Origin of the sequence: Aeromonas sp. PI_26 (assembly GCF_027854445.1) — a bacterium.
In the GTDB taxonomy this organism is placed as follows: Bacteria; Pseudomonadota; Gammaproteobacteria; order Enterobacterales; family Aeromonadaceae; genus Aeromonas; species Aeromonas veronii.
In genome coordinates this window covers 75,556-100,823 of sequence record NZ_JAJNOE010000017.1, presented here as the reverse complement: position 1 = coordinate 100,823, position 25,268 = coordinate 75,556, and the positions used below count along the sequence as shown (strand labels likewise).

The following is a 25,268-nucleotide window of genomic DNA, read 5'->3' as shown; positions in this document are numbered from 1 at the left end:
ACTAAGAGGTGATGGCACGGTCGATGACAACGGTGTGGATGCTGTCGATGCCAACGGCAACAAACTAAGAGGTGACGGCACGGTCGATGATCGCCAGCAAGTGCTTACCGATGAGCAGGAGCGGGTGCTGCTCAACAACGGTTTTCGCCAACAGGGGCAACCATGATGCGATATCTGTTACCACTCCTCCTGCTCGGCCTCACTGGCTGCGCCACGGTCGACACTCCGCCGCTTTACCATCAGATGGATAAGGCAGATGTTCAACTGGCCAATCAGGCCCTTGCCAAGGCGCTGGAAACCCGTACCAAAGGGCAGAGCCTCACCTGGTTCAATCCGGCTAATCGTCACTCGGGCAGCGTCACGCCGCTACGCACCTTCCGCCATGCCAGCGGGGAGTGGTGTCGCGACTATCGCGAGCAACTCTATATCGGCCAGGCCAGTCAGCAGTGGCAGGATACCGCCTGTCGCAATCAGCAAGGGCGCTGGCGACCATTGCGAACTTAGTGAATGCCACGGGGTAAACGAAAGGGGGTAGCAGCGCTACCCCCTTGTCATCTTTACCGACCCTTTATCGGGGCGGTGAATACGCGGTTATACCCGACGATAGGGCAGGTAAACCGGCTCCCACATGTGGTTGAGGATATGCTGATGCAGATCCTGCCCGATCAGCGGGTGGGACGGATCCCGACGCACGATATCCTTGAGCACGGCGGTGGCCACATGCACCGAGATGTTGCGCAGTTCGCGAATACGCGGATAGACGGCTCCCTTGGCCAGATCCTCTTCGCTTACGCACTCGGCCAGCGCAAAGGCGGCGGTGGTGAAGATATCCGGGCTGATCTCGCGGATCTGGCTGACGATGGCCGCCAGACCTACACCGGGGAAGATAAAGACGTTGTTGCCCTGCCCCACCCGGAACTCCTGCCCCTCGTAGCTCACGTCCTTGAAGGGACTACCGGTCGCCACGATCGCCTTGCCCTTGCTCCAGCGGTAGATATCCTCCGGCAGCGCTTCACAGTTGGCGGTCGGGTTGGAGAGCGGGAACACCATGGGGCGCTCGCAATGCTGCAGCATCAGCTGGATGTGTTCTTCCTGGAAGGCACCGCCCGAGCCACTGGTACCCAGCAGCACGGTAATGGGCACATGACGCAGTACATCGGCCAGATTAGCCTTGCCGGGCACCTCGGTGTCCCAGCCTGCCAGCAGCAGCCCCGGTTTGGCGTAACGACGCTTGTACTCGTCAAGTCCCTCGCGGTTGTCGCACACCAGCCCCTGGGTATCCAGGATGTAGATGCGATCCCGCGCGGCCTGCGGATCCATCCCCTCACGGATCATCCCCGCGCAGATCTGATCCGCGACGCCAACCCCACCGGCGCCAGCGCCGTAGACCAGATAGTTCTGCTGACCCAGGGTCTCCCCCTTGACCTTGACCGCGCCTATGATACCGGCCAGCACCACGGCACCGGTGCCCTGAATATCATCGTTGAATGACGGCAGTGCCTGCTGGTAGCGGGCCAGATTGTTGAAGGCGTTGGATTTGCTGAAGTCTTCCCACTGCAGCACGGCATTGGGGAAGTGGCGCTTGACCCCCTGCACGAACTTGTCGATGAACTCTTCATACTCCTTGCCGCGAATGCGCTTGTGCGGGCGGCCCAGATACATGGGATCATCGAGCAGTTTCTGATTGTCGGTGCCCACATCCAGCGCGATGGGCATACAGCAGGCGGGGTGAATACCGGCACCCAGGGTATAGAGCGCCAGCTTGCCGATGGGGATGCCCATGCCGCCGACCCCCTGGTCGCCGATCCCCAGAATGCCCTGGCTGTCGGTGACGACTATGATGCGGATCGATTTGGCATCGAAGTGACGGGCCTGACTGCCCATGTCATCCACGTTGTCCGGGGTGATGTAGAGGCCGCGCGGCTTCTGAAAGCGGTGGCTGAACTCCTGACACGCCTTGCCCACGGTCGGGGTATAGATGTAGGGAGTCATCTCCTCCACATGGCGTGACAACAGGGCATAAAACAGGGTTTCGTTACGATCCTGCAGGGCACGCAGGTTCTGGTACTTCTCGATATCGCTGCAAGCGCTCTTGAACCCCTCATACACTCGCTCGAGCTGGGCTTCAAAAGTTTGCACCTGAGGCGGCAGCAAACCATCGAGATCAAAATCGGCCCTCTCCTGTTCGGTGAAGGCCGTGCCCTTGTTGAGGTATCGATTGTTAAGCAGATCAGTGCCGGTCAGTGCAACGGGGCGAAAATCCTGTCCCTGTGCATCTTTCCACAGCAGATATTGTCCGGTAGCCATAGTCATTCTCTTTGATTTACGTGAAATTGCCGTTCGGCAGGAGAGCAAGACTCATAATGAAATCAATCATATGACGTTTACTCGATCGGTTTTGTGAGCTTGGGCATACCCTGTGGCCAAAATCCGCTCATCTCGCTCCCCGAGTGATAAATATCCACGGAGAGGAATGAGACTCATGCTAGCATTGCGATCAATTCCGCAACGTTTCACCATGCCGCAGCCGGGAGTGACCTGATGCCCTCGACTTTTTCAGCCAGCTTTTGCCTCCTCTCGCCATGCGTCTGATACTGCTCCTTGCCCTGTCACAACTGCTTGCCTGCCAGTCAGCTCTCGCCGCACAAGGGAGAGAACTGAACATCATCGTGGGTGAATGGCCCCCTTTCGTCTCCGAGCAATCAAAACAGCACGGTCCCGTGGCCCACCTTATCAGCGATCTGTTCAAGGAGGCGGGCTATGAGGTGAAGTTCCACTTCGCCCCCTGGGGCCGGGTCTATTCGCTGGCGGCCAACAGCCAGCTCTACGACGCCACCGCCGTCTGGATGCACAAACCGGAGCGGGAGCAGGATTTTCTGTTCAGCGAAGCGGTGCTGCAGGAGCAGTTTGTCTTCTTCTCCCTCAAATCACGGCAGCTGCAAGCCGAGCGCCTTGAGCAGATCATCGGCATGCGGTTGGGGGGCGATATCGCCTATAGCTACGGGCCAGATCTGGACAAGATGGTGGTCGATGGCAAGGTAACCCAACAGAAAGTCACCGACGTGAAACAGAATTTCGGCAAGCTGCTGCGCGGGCGGATCGACCTCTATCCGCAAGAGCTGCGAGTCGGCCTGGCCGAGTTGCAGAGCCAGCTCGACCCCGCCAGCGCGGCACTCATCACCCACAGTCAGACCCCTTTTCTGCGCAACGACAGCTTCGTGATGTTCCCGCGCAAGATGCCCGATTCAGCCAAACTGCGGGATCAGTTCAATCAGCAGTTGCAGCAGGCCATCGCCAGCGGACGTTATCAGCGCTACTTCGAGCGGCTGGCCCGGGGGGAATATTGACCTTGGCGAGGCAAAAAAAGAGAGGATAAAACAACGGTGGCGGCCCTTTGTGGCCGCCACCTCTGTGATGCTTGTCAGCGGCCGGCATTAGCCGCTGATGCCCACCTCCAGCTTGAACGGCGTCTTGGCCTTGCTGCTCTCGGCCGCCCCCATCTGGTAGACCCGAATGGTATAAGTGCCCTTGGCGGGCAGGGTTGCCTCAAAGTTGTTCCCTTCCGTAGAGCCGATAAACATCGCCTCCCCCTTGCTGCCCGGCGGCAGAATATTGAAGTAGGGCTTGCCGGTCAGGATCACCACCATGCTCTGGCCCTTGTTGGCCGTCAGCTTGTAATCGAGGGTCTGGCTACCCTGAATGGTGCCGTTGATAGTCGCCCCTGACTCCCCCTTCTTGAACTGCACCTGCTGGGTCTTGATCCCGTCAGCCGCCTGCGCCACGCCCGCAATACCACCGAAGAGCGCAGATGCACATACCGCTGCCAGCCATGCTTTTCTCATCATTTGTCATCCCTTGTGTGAATGGAACCCCTGTTACTGTTGCTCAAGGTGGCCCAAAAAACCATCGCCGTTTGCGGCATCGCTCAATCAATTTGCCATCACGATCGACCCGCCATCAAAAGGGGCGCCGCAGCGCCCCTTCTCTTTACTCTTTGTCGACCATCAGCTTGATTTGCCCGCCTTGGGCTCATCGAGAGTGTGCTTCACCTCTTCATACCAGAGGTCGTGGTGCTCCTTGGCCCAGGTCTCGTCCACCTCGCCGGTCACCATCCCCTCCAGCGCCCCTTCCAACTGGAACAGACCCATGTAGATATGGAAGATAAAACCGCAGATAAGGATCAAGGCGCCTACGATATGGATAAAGCTGGCCCACTCCATCTGACGGCGCAGCTGGCCGAAGATGGGGAAGTCCAGAAATAGTCCGGTCGCCACCACAATGCCGCCAAACCAGATGAGCAGCCAGAAGATCGCCTTCTCGCCGCCGTTGGAGAAGCCCGCCGAGGGGTGACTCCCCTTGTGCTTGCCGAGCATGCCGCCAAACTTCATGAACCACTGCACATCCACCATGTTGACGATGTTGTGGCGGAACCACTTGATGAGTACCCCCATCAGGCAGAGGAAGAAGAGCGGCCCCACGTAGTTGTGGAACACCTTGGCAAACCAGATCCAGTTCTCCCACACCCCGAGGCTCACCACCGGCTTGATGAAGTACTTGCCGTATATGATGGCCAGCCCCGACCCGGACAGGGTCAGAAACATGGCCGCCGTGGTCCAGTGCAGCGCCCGATCCAGCCTGCTCCAGCGCTTGAGCTTGCGCCCGGTACGCGGTTTGGAGAGCTTGGTCTGCCCCACCACCAGATACATCAGGCCACACATGGCGAGCGACCCGAAAATGGCGATGGCACCGAGCGGCGACACCCACTTGGTCTTCACCTCGAACCAGAGCTGGCCCGGCACCGAGATCAGCACCCCGTGCTCCGGCGAGCGGGAGGTGGTCACCCCCTCCTGCCCATCCTTCACCGCCCGCCAGTAATCGGCGCCGGCAAAGCCGACCGCCTCTTTCTCGGCATCGGCGAAACTTGCGGTACTCACCAGCAGCAGGGCAGCAAACAGGGCCATTAGCCAGGTTTTCATGCCGCCCCTCCCTGCTTGTTCAGCTTGCTGGCATCGTGGAACAGCTCATCGCCATTACCCCAAGCCGCATCCTTGGCACCGCGATAGGCAACCCGCTCGCGGAAGATATCGGAGATCACCTGCGCATCCCCTGCCAGCAGTGCTTTGGTGGAGCAGAGCTCGGCACACATGGGCAGCTTGCCCTCGGCGATGCGGTTGGCACCGTACTTCTGGCGCTCCGCCTCGCTGTGATCCTCTTCCGGGCCGCCGGCGCAGAAGGTGCACTTGTCCATCTTGCCCCGATCGCCAAAGGCGGCGGTTTTCGGGAACTGGGGCGCCCCGAACGGGCAGGCAAACAGGCAGTAGCCGCAACCGATGCAGAGATCCTTGTTGTGCAGCACTATGCCGTCGTCGGTGTGATAGAAGCAGTCGGCCGGGCAGACCGCCATGCAGGGGGCGTCGGTGCAATGCATGCAGGCGACCGAGATGGAGGTTTCACCTGGCAGGCCGTCGTTGAGGGTTACCACCCGGCGGCGCTGGATGCCCCACTCGAGGGCATCGTCGTTCTCGTTCTTGCACGCCGTCACACAGCCGTTGCACTCGATGCAGCGATTGGTGTCACACATGAATTTCATTCTGGCCATGGGATCAGGCTCCTACTTTGCGAAAACGGCACAGGGTGACCTTGGTCTCCTGCATCTGGGTGACCGGGTCATAACCATAGGTGGTGACTATGTTGACCGACTCCCCCAGCACATAGGGGTCAGACCCTTCCGGATATTTGGATCGCAGATCCTTGCCCTTGAAGTGGCCGCCGAAGTGGAACGGCATAAAGGCGAGCCCCGGCTTGACCCGCGGGGTCACCAGCGCCTTCACTTTCACTCTGCCTCCTTCCGGCCCCTCCACCCACACGTCCTGACCATCGCGCACGCCGACATCGTTGGCATCCGCCGGGTTCATCTCGACGAACATCTCCTGCTGCAATTCAGCCAGCCAGGGGTTGGAGCGGGTCTCGTCGCCGCCCCCCTCGTATTCGACCAGACGGCCGGAGGTGAGGATGATCGGGAACTCCTTGCTGACATCCTTCTCCTGCACCGAGGCGTACTGGGTCGGCAGGCGCCACAGGCTCTTCGAATCAGGCCAGGTGGCGTAGTCGGCCAGCAGATCCCGGCGCGGAGTGTAGAGCGGCTCGCGGTGCTTGGGCACCTGATCCGGGAAGGTCCACACCACGCAGCGCGCCTTGGCGTTGCCATACGGCACAAAGCCGTGCTTGATGGCGACCCGCTGGATACCGCCGGAGAGATCGGTCTTCCAGTTCTTGCCCTCGGCCTCTTTCTTCTCGGCCTCGGTCAGCTCATCCCACCAGCCAAGCTGCTTCATCAGATCGGCAGTGATCTCGGGATAGCCGTCTTCTACTTCACTTCCCTTCGGCCAGGAGTCTTCGGCGAGCAGCGAGACGCCCTGATACTCGATGCCGAAGCGGGCGCGGAAACCACCGCCCCCTTCCGAGACCGGAATGCTGGTGTCGTAGAGAATGTGGCTGCCGGGATGTTTCATCTCCGGGGTGCCCCAGCAGGGCCACGGCAGACCGTACACTTCGCCACTGACCGGGCCCCCTTCAGCCTTGAGGTTGGTCTTGTGGAAGGTGTGCCAGTTCTGCTGGTGCGCCTTGAGCCGCTCCGGGCTCTGGCCGGTGTAGCCCACGCTCCACATGCCGCGGTTGTATTCGCGGGTGATGTCTTCCAGCAGTGGCTGGTTGTTCTCTACCTTGATGTGCTTGAACAGCTGGTCGGCAAAGCCGAGCTTCTTGCTCAAGAGATACATGATCTCGTGGTCGACCTTGGATTCGAACAGGGGCTCAATCACCTTGTCGCGCCACTGCATGGAGCGGTTGGTGGCGGTGACGGAACCATAGGTCTCGAACTGGGTGGTGGCCGGCAGCAGGTAGACGCCGTCGGTGCGATCGTTCATCACCGAGGCGACGGTGGGGTACGGGTCGACAATCACCATCATGTCGAGCTTTTGCATCGCCTTCTTCATCTCCGGGCCGCGAGTCTGGGAGTTGACCGCATGGCCCCAGTAGAACATGGCGCGGATGTTGGAACCCTGCTCGATGAGATCGGCGTTCTCCAGCACACCATCCACCCAGCGGGAGACCGGAATGCCGTTGTTGTTCATCGGCAACTTGCCGTTGTAGGCCTTGTTGTCAAAACGTGCCTTGATCCACTCATAATCGACGTCCCACACCCGGGCCCAGTGCTTCCAGGAGCCCTCTTCCAGCCCGTAGTAGCCGGGCAGGGAGTCGGAGGTGACGCCAAAGTCGGTGGCCCCCTGTACGTTGTCGTGGCCGCGGAAGATGTTGGTGCCCGCCCCGCTCTTGCCCACGTTGCCGAGGGCCAGTTCGAGGATGCAGTAAGCGCGGGTGTTGTTGTTGCCGGTGGTGTGCTGGGTGCCGCCCATGCACCAGACCACGCAGCCGGGGCGGTTGTCGGCCAGCAGTTTGGCGGCGCCATAGACCTGCTGCTCGTTGAGGCCGGTCACCCGCTCTACTTCGGCCGGAGTCCAGCGCGCCACCTCTTTTTGCACCTCGTCCATGCCATAGACGCGGGTGCGGATGAACTCCTTGTCTTCCCAGCCGTTCTTGAAGATGTGCCAGAGCATGCCCCAGATAAAGGCGACGTCGGTGCCCGGACGCAGGGAGAGGTACATGTCCGCCTTGGCGGCGGTACGGGTGCGGCGCGGGTCGACCACCAGGATCTTGCAGCCGTTGCGCTCTTTCGCCAGCAGGATGTGCTGCATGGCGACCGGGTGGGCCTCCGCCGGGTTGGAGCCGATAAACATGATCGACTTGCTGTTGTGCATGTCGTTCAGGCTGTTGGTCATGGCACCGTAGCCCCAGGTGTTGGCGACGCCAGCGACCGTGGTGGAGTGGCAGATGCGCGCCTGATGATCCACGTTGTTGGTGCCCCACAAGGACGCCATCTTGCGAAACAGGTAGGCCTGCTCGTTGGAGTGCTTGGCGGAGCCGAGCCAGTAGACGCTGTCGGGGCCGGACTCCTTGCGCAGCCGCAGCACTTCGTTGCCCACCTCTTCGATGGCCTGATCCCAGCTGATGCGCTGCCACTTGCCGCCCACCAGCTTCATCGGGTACTTGAGGCGACGCTCACCGTGGCCATGCTCGCGCAGGGCCGCCCCCTTGGCACAATGACCGCCAAGGTTGAAGGGGTGATCGAAAGCTGGCTCCTGACCGGTCCAGACGCCGTTCTGCACCTCGGCATAAACGCCGCAACCCACCGAGCAGTGGGAACAGATGGTACGCTTCACCTCGACCGGTACCCCGGCCGCCACAGTTTTGGCTTCGGCCCGCTGCATCATTGCTGGCGCCAGCCAACCGGCGGCCACGGCGCCACCGGCCACCAGACCGGAGTTGACCATAAAGGCGCGACGGGTCAGCCCCTGACCGCGAACAGCCTGATTGCCCTGCTCGCCCGCCTGGGGCTGCTCGGCACGTTTTGTCAGTTTCATGAGTTCTCCTTCACTGATCCGGCTCAGTCGGTGCCGCGCAGGGTGCGATAAAAGTCGTGAACATGGGGGGTCTCCCGATAGCCCTTGTCAGGCTCGGTGTCGTGGGTCAGCACCTCTTTGCCCACCACCCGACCGGTGGCACCGGCCAGCACGCCTATGGTGGCGACCACGCCAACTCCCTTGATCAGATTGCGGCGGGACGGGTCTTTCAGCTGTTCATCGCTCATTCTTGTGACCTCTGTTGTTGTTCTTGCTGGCGCCTGCGCGCCAGCTTCGCGTCCAATGGGATATCTCGTCTGCTCGTTTTGTTATGCGCAGCTCTTATTATGCGCAGCTCTTGTTGTGCACAGACAGGGGCGTTCAGCCCGGCACCACGCAGGCGCCAAACGGCAGGCGCAATTCGTTTTCCAACTTGAAGAAATCTTCGGCAAGGGCCCCGACCGCCCGGTAGAAGCTGCCCCCTTTCGCCTGTTGCTGATCGCGGCAGCAGGCGAGAACCCAAGGGGCAAGGTGGCGCTCATAGAAGCGGTTGCGCTCCGGGTGCTGCTCGCCAATCAGTACCGCCATCACCTCACAGAGGGCGGCCAGATGATCTTCCGGCTCGCACACTCCGCTCTGGCGCTCGAAACCGAGGGACTGCAGATCTGCGCGCAGCACCGCCAGCGGCAGCTCCATCAAAGAGCCGGTGAGATACCAGGAGGCAAACGGCACGATCTCCCCGCGCCCCAGCCCGATAAAGAGATCCTGATACTCCTCGGCAAGCTCGTTTTCGTGGTGGCTGCTGGCCGCCAGCTGCACCAGCCCCAGCCCTCTGGCAAAGGGGCCCGGCATCGGCTGCAACCCTTGCAGCCAGGCGAGCTGTTCGCCAAGGGGGGCGGCACGCCAGAGGCTTGCCAGCAGGGCGTAGAGATCGGCGCTGCTCTGTTCCAGTTCGGTCATGGTCAGTTCGCCAGCCTTTTCGTTATGTTGTTCACTCATCACTGGCCCTCACACCTTGAGCTGGGAGACGGGATCCGCCGCCAGCGCCGCAAACACATCCTTGACTCGACAGTCCTCGCACATCAGCAGCCGCTGGGCGGCCTCGTTCTGGAAGTGGGAGTGACCGGCCAGTTTTTGCTGGATGCGGCGGATCATCGAGGCGGGCGCGAACGGCTTGGCGCAGCGAATGCAGCAGGCAGCCTCTTCGGCTTTGAGGCTCTGGACGGCGCGGCGTGCCTCGGGCACAGGCTGCAAGCGGGGCACCAGCACGATGGCCTGCTCGGGGCACGCCTTTTCGCACATGCCGCACTGGATGCAGTCCTGCTCGATAAAGTTGAGGCCGGGCGTGTGCCCAACCGCATGCAGGGCGCGGCTCGGGCAAACCGCCACGCAGCCCATGCAGAGGGTGCAGTCTGCTTCTTTGAGTTCCACGCTACCGTATGGGGCGCCGTGAGGCACCGCCAGCGGCTCGCGGCTCCCCTCGTTGGCCTGCCAGAGGGCATCGAAGGCGGCAAACAGGTTCTCCCGTTTGTCCCCTTTGAGCGGCTTCTCCAGCAGGGCAACGGTTGGCTGGCCGGAAACAGGCTCACCAGCATCTGCGTCAAACAGAGCAATGCGATCGGTAGCAAGCCCAGCGCCCGCCAGCAGCACGGCGGCGCTGGCCAGCTCCCGCTCAACCAGCGCACGGACGCTTGCGGGGGCATCGTCACCCAGCGCAATGCGCACCGTGCTGGCACCGTAGGCGAGTGCCGCGAACCAGCTCTCGATACCCAAACTCGCGCTCTCCTCCACCCAGACCGGCAGCCAGTTGGCGGGCAAGCGGGTGAGCTCGGCTTCCACCCATTTGCGCTCGTTTTCACCGGCGATCAGCAGTTGGGGCGCTTCACCGCCCGCCTCCCGGTAGTGCTTGAGCAGGCGCAGCAAGTAGTCTCCGCTGGTGTTGGCATCGGGCTGGTGATAGGCAATCGCCCCGGTCGGACAGGCTGAGGCGCAGCTGCCAAAGCCCTGACAGAGATGGGGATCGATCTGGATGCGACCATTGATGGGCTTGAGGGCATCGGTCGGACAGACATCGAGGCAGCGGCTGCAACCGGGCACGCCGCGGGCGGTAAAGGCGCAGGCCTCGGAGTCGAGGCGAAAATAGCGCGGCTTGTCGAAGATGCCGGTCAGCGCACCGAGCTCGGCAAGCCGTTCGGCAAGCCCTTGGTCATCAAAGAGATGCAGATAACCGACCGGCGGGCGCTCCAGCGCAAAAAGCGGAGCGCGGCCCAGATCGGCCACCAGATCGAAGCGCGGTTCGCGTGGCTGTTCACTAACAGCAGCCGCTTGGTGTGGAAAGCCTTGTTGTGGGAAACAAAGCGCAGCCAGATTAACCCGCTCACCCTGACCATTGAGGCCGGTGAGCTGGAACTGCCCCAGATACCCTGTCAGGCTCGGTTCGCGCAGGGTCAGGGCCGCGAGGGATGCCGTGGCATCGAAAATGGTATCGAGATCTGCCGCCTCGGCATCGTGGACCGCTTCGGTCACCAGCAGGGTGGGATTCACCCCGGCAGGCAGCAGGCTGGCAGCGCGGCGAATGCGATCTTCCGGGCCGACCAGCAGCAGGCGCCCCTGACTCTGGTAAGAGACAGTGGCCGGGATCAGGTTGTCGGTCTTGACCGTATGCTGCAGGGCATAGGCGCGAGCGCGCGCGTTATGCTCGGCCGCCCCCGCCCCATGGGCAAGATTGGAGGCCAGATTTGGGCTCAGATTTGGCAATGTTTGTTCAGTGCTCACATACGCTCCTGTGCGCGCCACCTCATGGGATGGGCGCTTGTTGGTAAGCCGAGAGAGCAAGAGGCGAGCCAACTCCCCCGGAAAAAAAGTGACCGACAGGGAGTCAGGATCCTGAGGGTTCCATTCCCCCACCTTTGGTTGGGACATTTTGTCCACCACAGGAAACCAAAATGTCCCGATCGTCGCTGTGGGTTTGAGAATGGTTATCAGCCAGCTCGTCGGCGGCAGGTTCGCTGGCAACCGCCACCGGTTCAGCAGACCCGCTGGCCGGATTGGTCGATTCGCTCTCCGGGGCGGTTACCTGATCCACCAGCCAGTTGCGCAGCCCGGCGGTCAGGGCCGCAGGCAGCAATTCGGGCTGGCTGAAATCCTGGGTGTAGTCGTCGAGTCCATCCGGCTTGTGGCTGCGAAACATGGCCCGCAGCGCCTCCTTGTCGGGGAGTTTGGCCTTGCCCGGCTGGGCTGTTGTTAGCGGCGGTTCGCCACTCTCGGCCCCCTCAACGGCAAGAGGTTCACAGCTCCCCTTGTCAGTGCTGACTACGGGGCTATCCAGCGCAGTATCTGAGACTTCACCTTCACCACTGCCTTCGATGGGGGCGGCAACAGCCTCGGGGCTAACCTCTTCCCGTGGCTGCAATGCCTGATGCTTGCGCGCCTCACTCTTGCGAGACGACCAGCGCTTGAGGAACTCACTCATGGGCGCGATTTCCGCTGTCACTGCCACGCTCGCGGCCATCGGGGCCGGTGGCTTTAACTGCGCCACAGCTGGCTTGATCTACCGTATCGACACCCAGCTGATCCTGCGCCCGTCCCTTGCCCTTTTTGCCCTTGCGGCGGGCCTCCAGCAGCTCGCCGTGGCGGCCGATAAAGGCCTCCACCCAGGCTTGCAGCGCCTCGGGCAGCGGGCAGGAGAGCACCTGCCGCTCGCCATCCATATAGGCGGCGGCCACGGTCTGGCTCAGGGTGAGGCCATCGGCCACAAAGCCATTGTCCACGCGGCTTCCGGTGACAAACAGGCGGGGCGAACCGGAGCTCAAATTGAAGCGATAATCCCCCCGCTCATCACGAAACAGGGTAAGGGGCAAGGCACCGGCAGCCTCGGGTTCGGCGGGGTGGAGCGCCGCAATCTCGAAACGGCGGCTCTGCCAGCGGCCAACCTGGCTGTCGATGGCCTTTAACTCCAGTTGCAGCCAGCGCTGCGGGGGCAAGGTATTGGTTGTCTCTTGCACTGTCACGGCTCCCATCAGAAGGTCTCTGCCGGGCCGCCCTCCCCCGTAATCCACCCCGCTCGGGGCGGATCACGGCAGGAGATTTATGGCGGCCACGGCCATCAATGGGATAAGACATAGCAAGAGTGGGGCCAAGGCGGGATGGGGTTTCGGCAGCTCGATTAGCGAATCTCATTCCGATGATCGCGCATTCAGAACATGGCGCAATGACAGAGGATTTAGCGTCTAACTTTTAGCTTTATAAACAATTAACTAACGCAAAATCATATTGATAGACCCTTACAGGGCCGCTACGCTAGAACGTCACGTACCAACAAAGACGTTCGAAATGGAATTCTCTTCGCTTGTTGTCTCTATCCTGGCGGCCACTGGCTTGTTCTTGGGGCCAATTCTCTTATCAGTAGGGATAATCTTGTTGATAAGAAAAAGGCTGCGTTCACACAACGTCAGTCCGTTAACCGCAGATCTCCTGCGACCAGCAGGTCATACACTTCAGCAGCAAATCCAGGATCTGCAAATAGACCTTTTTTCCCAAATATTCTTCACTCCATTGATCATGATGATGATGGGGTTTTACGTCCTGCTGCAGAACTACATGCAGAATACGGCCATTACCTCCACAGTCTTGCTTTTCATCGGGATCGTAATGCTGGGGATCTTCACCTATGGCACCACCAAAACTTACAAAACAGCAAAACGGCTGCAGCACCTCAAACTGGGGTATTCATGCGAACTTGCTGTCGGTCAAGAGCTGGATCAAATCGTGCGCCCACCTCAACACCCCTATCGGGTCTACCACGATATTCCCTTTGATAACTTCAACATAGATCACCTGATCATCTGCCCCAATGGGGTATTCGTCATAGAAACCAAAGGCAGATCCAAGCCCATCAACGACGGTGCAAAGCAGTTCAAAGTGCGGGTTGAAAATGATGCTCTCCATTTTCCCAATCATACGGAAACAGAACCATTGGAGCAGGTTCGCCGTAACGTCACCTCGGTTCGCAACTGGCTCAACAGCGCCACAGGCAACGATATTCCCGTTGGGGGGATATTGGTGCTACCTGGCTGGTTTGTGGATTTGCGGCAAAAAGCAATATCACCCTATGTGGTAAACCCTTCGGCATTGCCAAAGTTACTGCATCAGTTTCGCGTTGGAACCCTTGAACTCTCGCAAATTCAGGCCATTGCCTATCAAGTCGAGCAAAAAGTCCGGGATGTAGCCAAATCTGGCTGAACAGGGAACTCACTGGCTCCACAGAGAGAATCTCGCCCAAAGTAATCTGGAACAAAACTTGCTGTATCCCTCCCCTTAGATCCCGGCAACCGGTCGCGAGGGGCCCATGACACCGACCTTTATCAAAAGCAATGCTGCCGCCCAGCTCACCATGGCCGTAGAGGTGATGGATGAACAGGGCACAATGAACACCCGCCAAATCGCCTGTGAGCGGCCACTGACGGTCTACCTCAACTGGAAGGAGATAGTGACCCTGATGACGCTGGGGGCCCGCCCCGAGGCGCTGGTGCTGGGTTATCTGAAAAATCAGGGCTTTATCGAGGATATCGCAGCCATCGAGTCGGTGATCGTCGACTGGGAGAGCGAGGCCGCCGCCGTGGTGAGCAGCCAGCAGGCCGAAGATCTCGACAAGTCGCTGGAGAAGAAGACGGTCACCTCCGGCTGCGGTCAGGGCACTATGTATGGCAGCGTGATGAAGAAGCTCGAAGGGGTCGTGCTAGCGGCGCCCGAGCTTAAACAGAGCACCCTCTACGCCCTGCTCAAGGCGCTGTCGGCCCATAACGAAACCTACAAGATGGCGGGAGCCGTCCATGGCTGCGCCATCTGTCGCGGTAGCGAAATCCTCTCCTTTGTCGAGGATGTGGGACGCCACAATGCGGTGGATACCCTGGCAGGCGAGCTATGGATGCGCGGCGAGGCTGGCCACGACAAGATCTTCTACACCACAGGGCGGCTCACCTCGGAGATGGTGATCAAGGTGGCGCAGATGGGCATTCCGGTGCTGCTGTCGCGCTCCGGCGTCACCCAGATGGGGCTGGATCTGGCCCGCCAGCTCGGCATCACCATGATTGCCCGCGCCAAAGGGCGCCATTTCGAGGTATTCAGCGGCCACGACCACATGGTGCTGGACGAGAAGCCACCGGTGCTGGCACCCAGTCCGGCCGGTCGCGGGATGCGGGATTAAGTCATGAACGAGTTTATGAACGTGAAGCAGGTGGCGGAATACCTCGATCTCAACGAGAAGAAGGTCTACCAGCTCGCCAACGAGGCGCGCATCCCCGCCACCAAGGCGACCGGCAAGTGGCTGTTTCCCCGCTCCCTGCTCGACCGCTGGCTGCTCGGCAGCTGCCACGAGGGGGTGATGAACGACCGGCTGCTGCTGGCAGGCTCCGACGACGTGCTGCTGCACTACGCCAGCAGCCGCTTGGCCCAGCAGCTCGGCACCCAGGCACTGGTGGGCTACACCCCGTGCGGTACCCGTCAGGGGCTGGCGATGCTGGCCCGCGGCCATGTGGATCTCTGCGCCATCCACTGGGGGCAGGCCGAGGAGGCGCACCTGCGCCACCCGGCGCTGGTGCAGCAGTATCAGGGTCACCGGCAATGGGTGATCGTTCATGGATTTCGCCGGGTACAGGGGCTGGTGCTGCGCCAGGGATTGCAACCCAGGGAGGCGAAAGAGGCGCTTGACTGGCGCTGGGCCATGCGTCAGGAGGGGGCTGGCAGCCAGCGCGCCCTGCAGGAGTGGCTGCAAACGCAAGGCGAGTCGCTGACCCGGCTGGAGCGCACCCTCGAGGTCAACAGCGAGCGGGAACTGGCCGCCGCCATCAGCCGCGGCGATGCGGATGTCGGGCCCGGCGCCCAGAGCACCGCCACCGAGTTTGGCCTCGGCTTTATGCCCTTGTCGCAGGAGTGCTTCGATCTGGTGATGCCGCAGGGGGTCTTCTTTCGCACCCTGCTGCAACAGCTGATCGGCTGGCTGCAATCCCCCGAGGGGCGCGAGCTGGCGGCCCGCCTCGGCGGCTATGACCTGACCCAAAGCGGCAAGCTGGTGTGGAGCCCGCAGTAAAGAACCACTCCCCCACCGACAAAACAGCCCGCCAACCATGTTGACGGGCTGTTTTTATAACGGGCCTTTTTATAACAGCATCAATCGCTTGTCTCACGCCCCTCGGCATTGAGGGCGATGCGCCACCCTTCCAGTTTCGCGGGCTCGCTGCCGCTGGGCAGCAGGGCGTGGCTGCGCAGCCGCACGGTAAAGCAGCTCCCCTGCCCCGGGGTGGAGTCCACCAAGAGCTCCCCACCCCAGCGACTGATGATGCGGTGGCTCAGGGCCAGCCCCAGCCCGGTGCCGGTGGCGCGGGTGGTGAAGAAGGGGTCGAAGATCTTGTCGATAATGGCCGCCTCGATGCCGCTGCCGTTGTCGATGACCCGCACCTCGGCCCCGCGCAGCTGACCCAGTTCATCGAACCAGTCGCGGCTCTCGACCCGGATCTCCCCCTGCTCCCCCAGCGCGTGGCTGGCGTTGACCAAGAGGTTTATCAGCACCTGCAGCAACTGCTGTCGATCCGCCTCAATGGGCTGCTGGGCCTTGAGATCGGCCACCAGCTCCACCTGCTGCTGACGCAGGGCAGAGCGCACTAGGGTCAGGCTCTCCTCGATGATGGGGTTGAGGTGCTGCCACACAGGCGCCGTCTCGTAATCGCCGGGGCGCGAATATTGCAGCAGGCTGCGGGTGATGGCACGAATGCGCTCGATCTGGGCCAGCACCAGCGCCAGCTCCTCGCTGACCGGCTCGGCCGCCGCCCCCAGCTCCAGCTTCATCAGCTCCACATTGCCGAGGATCACCGCCAGCGGGTTGTTGATCTCGTGGGCCACACCGGCCGAGAGCTCGCCAAGGGCCGCCAGCTTCTCGCTGATCAGCAGCTGCTGGCGCGCCTCGGTCAGCATATGGATATGATCTTCCAGCTCGGCAGTCTTGAGCTCGAGGCTTTGGGTGCGCTCGGCCACCTTCTGCTCCAGCTCATCGGCGCTACGGGCCATCTGCTGCTGATGCGCTTCTTGCCTATCCAGCATGGCGTCGAACTGGCGACCGAGCTGGGCCAGCTCGTGGTCGGGATCGAGTGCCAGCGGGCCGATGCGAGCGGACTCCCCGGCCTGCACCTGCCGCACCACCTTGTGCATCCGCTCGATGGGGGTGAACAAGTCCCGCGCGCCGCGATAGACCAGCAGGCCGGAGAGCAGCAACAGCAGCACCACGCCGGAGCCCAGCTCCACCAGATTGGTGAGGTAGGTGCGGATGATGGGCCACTCGAGAAAGCCCACATAGAGCATGCCGAGCCGCTCGCCCCTGGCTCCCTGCAGCGGCTCGTAGCCCGAGACATACCAGGCGTCGTGGACGAAGGCGCGGTCAACCCACATCTCCCCCCGCCCCAGCACTTGCTCGCGCACCGGCGGCGAGACCCGGGTGCCCACCGCCCGACCCACCTGACGGCTGCTGCTGACCGGCACGTTGGTGCTCACCCGCAGATCGTCGAGAAACAGGGTGACGGTGCCAACGCTGCCATCTGGCAGGGTATTTTTGGCAAACACCTGCCCCTTGAGCTCATCCACCAGCCGGGTGCTGCCGTTGACAAGCTCGCCCCCCTCCAGCACGGCCCAAAGGGAGCCGTCGCGGCCCATCACCGGCGTCAGTGACAGGCTGATCAGTCCCCTGCTCTCCACCACCCTGGTGCCATCCCGTTGCCACAACACAGCCCGCTTGGCCAGTTGCGGGGAGAGGGCGAGCATCTCCTGCTGCGACCAGACCACAAAGTGACTGACGCTGCGTCCGGCCGTGAGGGCGGCCCGCTCCTGCGCCGTCAGCTGATCCAGCTCGGGGCCACGGCGCAAGCGCAGAAAATCGAGACCATAGTTGGCCGCCAGCGGCATCACCCAGTCATGCAGCTGATCCGGCGATTCCCGCAGCCGTAGCTGAAAGGCCCAGGCATCGCGCAGATGCTCGAGATGCTCGGTCTGGCGCTGCTGCTGCACCGTGATGGCGTGGTGGGCCACCCCAAGATCGCTGCGCACCGTGGTGAGCAGGTTCTGCCAGCTGTAGGTGAGAGTCCAGTAGAGGGTGAGCGCGATCATGCCCACCAGGGTGAGCATGATGGGTACCGAGGTGAGCAGCAGCAGGCGCCAGCGCACTTTGGTGCGCACGCAACGGGGCAACAGGGCGCGCATGCAGCGGGAGAGCAGGGTCAGTTTCATCGCCACCCCATCCAGTCAGCCTTCCTCATTCGATGGCCCACTCCTTGAATTTGCGATCCAGCGTCTTGCGCGCCACCCCGAGCACCCGGGAGGCGGCAGACTTGTTGCCATCATGGCTCGCCACCACTTGCAGGATGTGGGCTTTTTCCACCTCCGCCAGCGGCCATGCCAACGGATAGCCCTCCTCGCTCGCCCCCGGTTCGGCGGGCTTGCTGCTCTGCCAGTAATCCGCCGGGGGCTTGCCCAGCAGCAGGCAGCGCTCGATAAGGTTGCGCAGCTCCCGCACGTTGCCGGGCCAGGGGTAGGCCTGCATCGCCACCACATCCTCGTGGGTCCAGCTCAAGGAGCCCATCCCCATCTCGGCGGTGAGCTGGCGGGTAAAGTGGTGTACCAGCGCGGGGATATCGTCGATCCGCTCCCGCAGCGGGGCGACCGGCAGCGCCACCACGTTAAGGCGATAGAAGAGATCTTCGCGAAAGCGGCCCGCCTCCACCTCGGCCTTGAGGTTGCGGTTGGTGGCGGCGACGATGCGCACATCCACCGCCAATTCGCGCTCGGCCCCCACCGGGCGGATGGCCTTCTGCTCCAGCGCCCGCAGCAATGAGGCCTGCATGGCAAGGGGCATCTCGCCGATCTCGTCGAGAAACAGGGTGCCCTGATGGGCGACCCGGAACAGGCCGTCACGCCCCTTGCGGGCGCCGGTAAAGGCCCCCTGCACGTGGCCGAACAGCTCGCTTTCCAGCAGCTCCGGCGCGATGGAGGCGCAGTTGAGGGGCACAAAGGCCCCCATCCGGCCAGAGAGTTGATGCAGGGCGCGGGCCACCAGCTCCTTGCCGGTGCCGGACTCCCCCTCCACCAGCACGGCGGCGTTGGAGGGGGCCACTCTGGCGATGAGCGTCTTGAGCTCGCGGGTCTTGGCACTGTCGCCGATCAGGGTGGGCGGGAACAGCTTGCTCACCTCCCGGCGCAGCAGCAGGTTCTCCCGCTCCATCTGGCGGCGCTCGATGACTCTGTCCACCGCCTGCACCATTTGATCGAGGTTGAAGGGCTTGAGGATAAAGTCGCTGGCGCCGAGGCGCAGCGCCTTGAGGGCGGTCTCCATATCGCCAAAACCGGTCATGAAGATGATGTCGCTGCGGCGGGTGGCCGGGTCGATGGCTTCGTGCCACTCGATACCGGAGCGCCCCGGCAGCCGGATGTCGGCGATGATAAGGTCAAAGTGAAGGCGGCAGCGCAGGGCTTCCGCCTCCTCCACACTGGCGGCAGTCTCAATCTGGGCAAAACGCTTGGCCAGCGCCTTGGCCAGAAAGCTGCGCATGCCGGGCTCATCGTCAACGATAAGCAGGGAGAGGGCAGACCAGCGGCTGGGAGGGAGTGTCATGGAAAAAAGTACCTCGGATGCACGTACGGTCGGTGAATGTCCCGATAACCGGAACCTTAGTGGGACATTTTGTCCTTACCGTATCAAAAGCACCAACACCAATTATTAAAAGCGATAACAAGCTCACCTAATTGATTCTAATAAGCTTCTGTTTTTAAACGGCAAACCGTGAATGCACCGGCAAAGGAACAGTTTGGCACCCTGCTTGCTTACTCTTGCCCTCTCCTCATCCACCCTGAAAAAAGTTGCATCACGATGACGATAAAAACCAGCTTCAAACGTTTTGCCCTCTCCCTCGCCGCCAGCCTGCTGATCGCCGGTGCGGCCCACGCCGAAGCGGATACTAATGCCACAAAAGCGCCGATCCGCCTCGCCACCACCACCAGCACCGAGCAGTCCGGTCTGCTGGGCTGGCTACTGCCCCAATTCACCAAGGAGACCGGTTATCCGGTGCAGGTGATGGCGGCCGGTACCGGCCAGAGCCTGAAGATGGGCGAGAATGGCGATGCGGATCTGGTGATGACCCACGCCCCCTCTGCCGAGAAGAAGTTCGTCGATGCGGGCTTTGGCATCGAGCCGGTGCACCTGATGTACAACGACTTTGTTATCGTCGGCCCGGCCAAAGACCCGGCGGGTCTGGCCAAGCTGCACGACGCGGCCAAGGGGCTGCAAGCCATCAAGGATAAAGGCCAGACCTTTATCTCCCGCGGTGACGAGTCCGGCACCCACATCAAAGAGAAGAGCCTGTGGCAGGCGGCTGACGTCAAACCCGAGTTTGCCGGTTACAAGTCCATCGGCCAGGGGATGGGCCCGACCCTGACCATGGCCTCGGAGCTGGGTGCCTACACCCTGACCGACCGCGGCACCTGGCTCGCCTACCAGAGCAAGCTGGATCTCGCCGTGCTGCTGGAGGGTGACAAGCGCCTGTTCAACCCCTATCAGGTGATCCTGGTCAACCCCAACCGCTACCCGGATCTCAACACCGAAGGGGCCCGCACCCTGAAAAACTGGCTGGTCTCCGAGCATGGCCAGAAGCTGATCGGTGACTTCAAGGTGGCGGGTCAGGCGCTGTTTGTAGCGGATGCCAACGGGAAATAATGGCAACCCTGACCCCTGCGATGACCTTGCTGGCCCTCCCCCGGTTCGCTGAGGGAGGCGCCTGATGCCGACCCTGCTCGACACGACATTGGCGGCCCTCGCCCTGCTGTTCAGTGGTGACACCGAACTGTGGCAGGTGGTGGGGGTCTCCTTCTCCGTCTCCTGCATCGCCCTGCTGCTGGTGCTGCTGCCCGCCTTGCTGCTGGGCTTTGCCCTGGCCTATCTGCCGCTGCCCGGCCGCTGGCTCTGGCTCTCCTGCATCAATACTCTGCAATCGGTGCCGACCGTGGTGATCGGCCTCTTGCTTTACATGCTGCTGTCGCGGGCCGGCCCTTTTGGCGACTGGAAGCTGCTCTTTACCCAGCAGGCGATGGTGGTAGGGCAGATGCTGATCGCCTTTCCGGTGATCGCCACCATGGCTCACGCGGCGTTTGTCCAGAGCGACCGGCGTGCCTGGGAGACCGCCCTGACCCTGGGGGTCTCCTGGCCCAAGGCGCTGATCGGCCTGATGCACGAGTGCCGCTTTGGCCTGCTGGCCGCCATCATCGGCGCCTTTAGCCGCATCGTCACAGAGGTGGGCTGCTCCATGATGGTGGGGGGCAACATCCTGCACTTTACCCGCAACATCCCCACCGCCATCGCGCTGGAGACCCAGAAAGGGGCCTTCACTCAGGGGGTGGCCCTAGGCATAGTGCTGCTCACCCTCGCCTTGCTGCTCAACCTGCTGCTCACCGCCTGTCGTGGCCACAGCTATCTGAAGAATTGACCATGCCCGCACCCCACAGGAGTATCCCATGGCTCTGACCGCCCACCAGCTGACGATGCGCTTTGGCGAGCGCCAGCTGTTCGAGATTGACCGGCTCGCCATCGCACCGGGGGATGCCATCTGGCTGCATGGAGCCAACGGGGTGGGCAAGACCACTCTGCTCAAAATCCTGGCGGGGCTGCTGGCACCCACCCGCGGTCACACCAATCTGCCGGGGCGCTGGCAACAGCGGCTCAACCGGCTGCTCAAGCGGGATCTGGGGCCGGGCCGGGTCACCTATCTGCACCAGACCCCCTATCTGTTCGATCGCACGGTGCACGACAACGTGGCCTGGGCGCTGGATAAACAGCTAGGCAGCGAGATCCGGGTGTTCGAGGCGCTGCGCCGGGTCGAGCTGGAGGGGCTGGCGCGGGAGCACATCAGCATTTTGTCCGGTGGCGAACGGCAACGGCTGGCGATGGCCCGTGCCTGGGCACTGCAACCTGCCTTTCTGCTGATGGATGAGCCCACCGCCAATCTGGACATACATTCGGTTGCCCTGATGGCCGCATTGGCGCAAGATCTGCGGGAACATGGCAGCGGCCTGGTCGTCATCAGCCACCAGAGCAACGCCCTGACCGACCTGTGCGAGCGGCAATGGACCCTCGCCCGTGGCCAGCTGCAAGAGACGACCCCTTTAAAAATCATCGAGCGACATGACTTCAAAAAGCGACAGCCACTCTGATCCCGTTGCCGTATCAGCAGTGATCCTGGCAGGAGGCCGCGCCACCCGCATGGGGGGCGAAGACAAGGGATGGGTAGCACTGGCGGGACGCCCTCTTATCGACCATGTTTTGGCGCGCCTGCGCCCCCAGGTGGATGAGGTGCTGATCAATGCCAACCGCAGTCAGGCCCGCTATCAGGCGCTGGCCCCGGTCATCAGCGATGACAACAACGACTATCTCGGCCCGCTGGCGGGCATGCAGGCTGGCCTTGCCGCCGCCCGTCATGACTGGGTGCTGTTTGTCCCCTGCGATGGCCCCGCCCTGCCGCTGGATCTGATGAGCCGCTTTCGCGCCGCCCTGACCCCACAGACCGAGCTGGTAGTGGCCCACGACGGCGACTGGTTGCAACCCGTGGTGGCCCTGCTGCACAAATCCCTGCTCCCCTCCCTCACCGCTGCGTTGGCAGAGGGAGAGCGCAAAATCGATATCTGGTTTGCCCGCCACCATATGGCGGTGGTGAGCTTTGCCGATCAGCCGGATGCCTTTATCAATCTCAACAGCCCTGCCGAGCTGGCCGCCTACGAGGCCCGTCTGCTTGCCCCGGCTATCGACCCCCAACAAGGAGTCACCTCATGACCCCGGCCCCCACCCTTCCCCTGCTCGGCTTCGCCGCCTGGAGCGGCACCGGCAAGACCACCTTGCTGGAGCAGTTGATCCCCCTGCTGGTGGATCGCGGCCTGCGCATCGGGGTGCTCAAGCACGCCCACCACGACTTTGATATCGACCAGCCGGGCAAAGACAGCTATCGCCTGCGCAAGGCGGGTGCCCGACAGATGATGGTTGCCTCCCGCCGTCGTCATGCCCGTATCATTGAGACGGAACTGGCCGAAGCCGATTTTCGCCAGCTGCTGGCCAGCTTCGATCAGACAGAGCTCGATCTGCTGCTGGTCGAGGGGTTCAAGCACGAACACTTCCCGAAAATCGAGCTGCACCGCGCCGAGATTGGCAAGCCGCTGCTCTTCCCCGAAGACAGCGACATCATCGCGCTGGCCAGCGATCAGCCCCAACAGAGTGGCGAACAACAGCAGACAAGCCTGCCCCGACTCGATATCAACGATCTGGCGGCTATCGCCGACTTCGTTTGCCGCTGGCTTGACGGCTGCCAGAGCAAGGAGCCGGAGGCGGGCAAGGGCTTTCTCTCGGTCGAGGCGGCCCGCAACGCCATTCTGGCGGCCCTCACCCCGAGCACGGCCTGCTCCGAAAAACCACTGGCCCAGTGCCACGGCGCCGTGCTGGCCGCAGATCTGATAAGCCCCATCAATGTGCCGCCCCATGCCAACTCGGCGATGGATGGCATCGGCCTTCGCAGCGACGATCTCGCCGCCGGTCGCTGGCAACTGGTGGGGGAAGTGCTGGCGGGCCAGCAGCGCCACGAGCCTGTGCTGGCCGGTCAGGCGGTGCAGATCATGACCGGCGCTCCGCTGCCCCCCGGGGTAGATACTGTGGTGATGCGGGAAGAGACGCTGATTGAAGGTGAGTGGGTCACGGTCACCTCACCGATCCGCGCAGGGCAGAATGTGCGCCTCGCCGGGGAAGATCTCGCCAAAGGTGCGGTCGCCATCCCGGCCGGTACCTGGCTTGGCGCCCCCCAGCTGGGGCTGGCGGCATCACTCGGTCAGGCATCGCTCTGCGTGCGCACCCCGCTGAAAGTGGCGCTGTTCAGTACCGGTGACGAGGTGCAGGCGCCGGGCGAGCAGCTCGCCCCCGGCCATATCTTCGACAGCAACCGCTTCACCCTGATGGCCCTTATCCGCGCCGCCGGTTGTGAGGTGATGGACCTTGGCATCATTCCCGATGACAAAACCATCCTGCGCCAGCAGCTGGAGCAGGCCGCCGCCAGCGCCGATCTGGTGCTGAGCTCGGGCGGGGTCTCGGTGGGCAACGCCGACTTTATCAAGCTGGTGCTGGCGGAGCTCGGCCAGATCGATTTCTGGCGCATCCAGATGCGGCCGGGCCGCCCGCTCGCCTTTGGCAAGCTGGGGCAGACCCCCTTCTTCGGCCTGCCGGGCAATCCGGTGGCGGCGATGATCTGCGTACTGCAATTTGTCGAGCCTGCCATCGCCCGCCTACAGGGCAAGCGGTGGCAGCCGCTGCGCCTCTCGGCACTGGCGGACGAGAAGATGAAGAGCCGCCCGGGGCGCACCGAGTTTCTGCGCGGCATCTTCCATCAGGACCGTAACGGCCAGCTGAGGGTGCGCACCACAGGGCCACAGGGCTCCGGCATTCTCAGCTCCATGGCCGATGCCAACTGCCTGATTGAAATCGTACCGGATCAACCCGGGATCGCCGTTGGCGAGCGGGTCTGGATCCACCCCCTGCAGGGACGACTGGCCTAAATCCCGACGGGGCGTTGGCCGGATGCACGGCGCCCCGTCCCCCACCTGACAGGAGGCAGACCGTGCGTCTTGATGCCCCCCTCTCCCGACTCGATCTGCTGGTCTATGGCCGCTACCGGATCGTCCATGGCCTGCGCATTGCGCTCGCCTTTATGCTCACCTTTCTGCTGACCCGCGAGCTGAAACTGCCGGAGAGCACCTGGCCGCTGATAACCTTGGTGGTGGTGATGGGCCCCATCTCGTTCTGGGGCAATGTGCTCTCCCGCGCCCTGCAGCGGGTGGTGGGCACCATCTTCGGCGCCAGTTGCGGGGTGGTGGCGCTCTATCTCGAGATCTACTCGCTACCGCTCACCCTGATCTGGTGCGGGTGCATCATGTTTCTCTGCGGCTATCTGGCCCTCGGCAAGCGCCCCTATGTGGGGCTGCTGATCGGCATCACCCTGGGCGTCACCATGGGGGCCATGCCGGGGGATATAGAGACGGCGCTGTGGCGCAGTGCCGACGTGATACTGGGCTCCCTGCTGGCACTGCTCTTTTGCAGCATCTACCCCCAGCGGGCCTACAGCCACTGGCGGCTGCAACTGCACCAGATCCTGCAGCAGTCGGGGCGGCTCTATCACACTCACCTCTCCCCCAATGTGCTGGAGCGCCCGCGCCTCAAGCATAATCTCTCCCAGTTGCTGGCACAGACCGGCAAACTGCGGGCCCTGCTGGCCCCTGCGGCCAAGGAGACACGCCACAGCATCGCCCTGTTTGATGCAGTGCAGGTCACCATGCGCAACACCCTCTGCACTCTTGAGATGCTGGCCAACACCTACTGGAACGATCGGGAGAGCCACTTTCTGATGCAGAGCACGGCTGCGCTGCAAGCCTGCCATCTGGCCACCGAGGAGGCGATCAACCAGCTTGCCCTGATGATGCAAACCGGTGACGGGCGTGGCGCGGATGCCGCCATCGCCCGCCTGCACGAGGTGGCGACCCAGGTATCGCTGCCGCCCAACGCAGAGGCAGCCATCAATGGCTACCTCTGGCTCAACGTCCAACTGACCGAACAGCTCACCCACCTGCGCCGCCTGCTGGGACTGATCCTCACCCCGCCCCATCGCAAGCAACCGGACTAGATCCAATGCAAAACGCCCCGCAGTTGCGGGGCGTTTTGCTGTCTGACTGGCCGTTTGGGCAATGAAGGCAGCA

General features: G+C 62.4%; 23 protein-coding genes. 11 read left to right on the top strand and 12 right to left on the bottom strand.

Features of this window, described 5'->3' with window-relative positions; translation table 11 throughout:
• Positions 1 to 162 precede the first annotated feature (162 nt).
• Entirely contained in the window at positions 163 to 504 is a 342-nt protein-coding gene (locus tag LRL22_RS16950; protein WP_216953134.1) for an RT0821/Lpp0805 family surface protein, read from the top strand.
• Positions 505 to 591: 87 nt separating this feature from the next.
• Here the strand turns inward: LRL22_RS16950 and LRL22_RS16945 are convergent, their stop codons facing one another.
• Positions 592 to 2,307, bottom strand: a complete 1,716-nt coding sequence (locus LRL22_RS16945) for an NAD-dependent malic enzyme (protein WP_236396763.1) — start codon at positions 2,305 to 2,307, stop codon at positions 592 to 594.
• 362 nt (positions 2,308 to 2,669) lie between these two features.
• Between LRL22_RS16945 and LRL22_RS16940 the strand changes: the two genes are divergently transcribed.
• Positions 2,670 to 3,347 carry a substrate-binding periplasmic protein gene (locus LRL22_RS16940; RefSeq protein ID WP_270905928.1) on the top strand — a complete coding sequence of 226 codons (678 nt, stop codon included), beginning with the start codon at positions 2,670 to 2,672 and terminating at the stop codon, positions 3,345 to 3,347.
• 87 nt (positions 3,348 to 3,434) lie between these two features.
• Here the strand turns inward: LRL22_RS16940 and LRL22_RS16935 are convergent, their stop codons facing one another.
• The 9 genes from LRL22_RS16935 to LRL22_RS16895 form a co-directional block, all read right to left on the bottom strand.
• On the bottom strand, positions 3,435 to 3,845 hold the full coding sequence (locus LRL22_RS16935; RefSeq protein WP_013723543.1) for a hypothetical protein: 411 nt from the start codon (positions 3,843 to 3,845) through the stop codon (positions 3,435 to 3,437).
• 159 nt (positions 3,846 to 4,004) lie between these two features.
• Positions 4,005 to 4,976: a formate dehydrogenase subunit gamma gene (locus LRL22_RS16930; protein WP_005334792.1), complete on the bottom strand. Its 972-nt coding sequence runs from the start codon at positions 4,974 to 4,976 to the stop codon at positions 4,005 to 4,007.
• Positions 4,973 to 5,599: a formate dehydrogenase FDH3 subunit beta gene (gene fdh3B / locus LRL22_RS16925; RefSeq protein ID WP_270905927.1), complete on the bottom strand. Its 627-nt coding sequence runs from the start codon at positions 5,597 to 5,599 to the stop codon at positions 4,973 to 4,975. The genes LRL22_RS16930 and fdh3B overlap by 4 nt, the downstream gene beginning before the upstream one ends.
• 4 nt (positions 5,600 to 5,603) lie before the next feature.
• Positions 5,604 to 8,480: a formate dehydrogenase subunit alpha gene (locus tag LRL22_RS16920; RefSeq protein WP_270905926.1), complete on the bottom strand. Its 2,877-nt coding sequence runs from the start codon at positions 8,478 to 8,480 to the stop codon at positions 5,604 to 5,606.
• 23 nt (positions 8,481 to 8,503) lie between these two features.
• Positions 8,504 to 8,707, bottom strand: a complete 204-nt coding sequence (locus LRL22_RS16915; protein WP_005303194.1) for a transcriptional initiation protein Tat — start codon at positions 8,705 to 8,707, stop codon at positions 8,504 to 8,506.
• Between the two features lie 133 nt (positions 8,708 to 8,840).
• Positions 8,841 to 9,458, bottom strand: coding sequence for a TorD/DmsD family molecular chaperone (locus tag LRL22_RS16910; protein ID WP_111900504.1), 618 nt, complete (start codon positions 9,456 to 9,458; stop codon positions 8,841 to 8,843).
• 9 nt (positions 9,459 to 9,467) lie between these two features.
• A complete protein-coding gene (locus LRL22_RS16905) occupies positions 9,468 to 11,234 on the bottom strand; it encodes a 4Fe-4S dicluster domain-containing protein (protein ID WP_270905925.1) in 1,767 nt (588 codons plus the stop codon).
• 103 nt (positions 11,235 to 11,337) lie between these two features.
• Positions 11,338 to 11,931: a DUF3306 domain-containing protein gene (locus LRL22_RS16900; RefSeq protein ID WP_270905924.1), complete on the bottom strand. Its 594-nt coding sequence runs from the start codon at positions 11,929 to 11,931 to the stop codon at positions 11,338 to 11,340.
• Positions 11,924 to 12,478, bottom strand: coding sequence for a DUF3305 domain-containing protein (locus LRL22_RS16895; RefSeq protein WP_100653240.1), 555 nt, complete (start codon positions 12,476 to 12,478; stop codon positions 11,924 to 11,926). Before LRL22_RS16895 ends, LRL22_RS16900 begins: the two co-directional genes overlap by 8 nt.
• Positions 12,479 to 12,791: 313 nt before the next feature.
• Between LRL22_RS16895 and LRL22_RS16890 the strand changes: the two genes are divergently transcribed.
• From LRL22_RS16890 to LRL22_RS16880, 3 genes are all read left to right on the top strand, one after another.
• A complete protein-coding gene (locus tag LRL22_RS16890) occupies positions 12,792 to 13,700 on the top strand; it encodes a nuclease-related domain-containing protein (RefSeq protein ID WP_201965615.1) in 909 nt (302 codons plus the stop codon).
• Between the two features lie 106 nt (positions 13,701 to 13,806).
• Positions 13,807 to 14,664 carry a formate dehydrogenase accessory sulfurtransferase FdhD gene (locus LRL22_RS16885; protein WP_150389478.1) on the top strand — a complete coding sequence of 286 codons (858 nt, stop codon included), beginning with the start codon at positions 13,807 to 13,809 and terminating at the stop codon, positions 14,662 to 14,664.
• A 15-nt stretch (positions 14,665 to 14,679) separates the two neighbouring features.
• Positions 14,680 to 15,546, top strand: a complete 867-nt coding sequence (locus LRL22_RS16880) for a helix-turn-helix transcriptional regulator (RefSeq protein ID WP_270905930.1) — start codon at positions 14,680 to 14,682, stop codon at positions 15,544 to 15,546.
• 80 nt (positions 15,547 to 15,626) lie between these two features.
• Here the strand turns inward: LRL22_RS16880 and LRL22_RS16875 are convergent, their stop codons facing one another.
• Positions 15,627 to 17,729, bottom strand: coding sequence for a sensor histidine kinase (locus LRL22_RS16875; protein ID WP_270905923.1), 2,103 nt, complete (start codon positions 17,727 to 17,729; stop codon positions 15,627 to 15,629).
• A gap of 25 nt (positions 17,730 to 17,754) precedes the next feature.
• Positions 17,755 to 19,110: a sigma-54-dependent transcriptional regulator gene (locus tag LRL22_RS16870; protein ID WP_019446240.1), complete on the bottom strand. Its 1,356-nt coding sequence runs from the start codon at positions 19,108 to 19,110 to the stop codon at positions 17,755 to 17,757.
• A gap of 255 nt (positions 19,111 to 19,365) precedes the next feature.
• Here LRL22_RS16870 and LRL22_RS16865 point away from each other — a divergent pair, with 255 nt between their 5' ends.
• The 6 genes from LRL22_RS16865 to LRL22_RS16840 all read left to right on the top strand — a co-directional run bounded on the left by LRL22_RS16865 (position 19,366) and on the right by LRL22_RS16840 (position 25,195).
• Positions 19,366 to 20,208, top strand: coding sequence for a substrate-binding domain-containing protein (locus LRL22_RS16865; RefSeq protein ID WP_270905922.1), 843 nt, complete (start codon positions 19,366 to 19,368; stop codon positions 20,206 to 20,208).
• A 64-nt stretch (positions 20,209 to 20,272) separates the two neighbouring features.
• Complete coding sequence (locus tag LRL22_RS16860) at positions 20,273 to 20,974, top strand: ABC transporter permease (RefSeq protein WP_005347674.1); 702 nt, start codon at positions 20,273 to 20,275, stop codon at positions 20,972 to 20,974.
• A 28-nt stretch (positions 20,975 to 21,002) separates the two neighbouring features.
• Positions 21,003 to 21,698 (top strand): energy-coupling factor ABC transporter ATP-binding protein, encoded by a 696-nt coding sequence (locus LRL22_RS16855; protein WP_270905921.1) that lies wholly within the window; start codon positions 21,003 to 21,005, stop codon positions 21,696 to 21,698.
• Positions 21,670 to 22,314 (top strand): molybdenum cofactor guanylyltransferase MobA, encoded by a 645-nt coding sequence (gene mobA / locus LRL22_RS16850; RefSeq protein WP_118853491.1) that lies wholly within the window; start codon positions 21,670 to 21,672, stop codon positions 22,312 to 22,314. The genes LRL22_RS16855 and mobA overlap by 29 nt, the downstream gene beginning before the upstream one ends.
• Entirely contained in the window at positions 22,311 to 24,074 is a 1,764-nt protein-coding gene (locus LRL22_RS16845; protein WP_270905920.1) for a bifunctional molybdopterin-guanine dinucleotide biosynthesis adaptor protein MobB/molybdopterin molybdotransferase MoeA, read from the top strand. Before mobA ends, LRL22_RS16845 begins: the two co-directional genes overlap by 4 nt.
• A gap of 62 nt (positions 24,075 to 24,136) precedes the next feature.
• The gene (locus LRL22_RS16840; protein ID WP_043822423.1) at positions 24,137 to 25,195 is read left to right on the top strand and encodes an FUSC family protein; all 1,059 of its coding nucleotides are present in this window, start codon (positions 24,137 to 24,139) and stop codon (positions 25,193 to 25,195) included.
• The last annotated feature ends 73 nt before the right edge of the window (positions 25,196 to 25,268 follow it).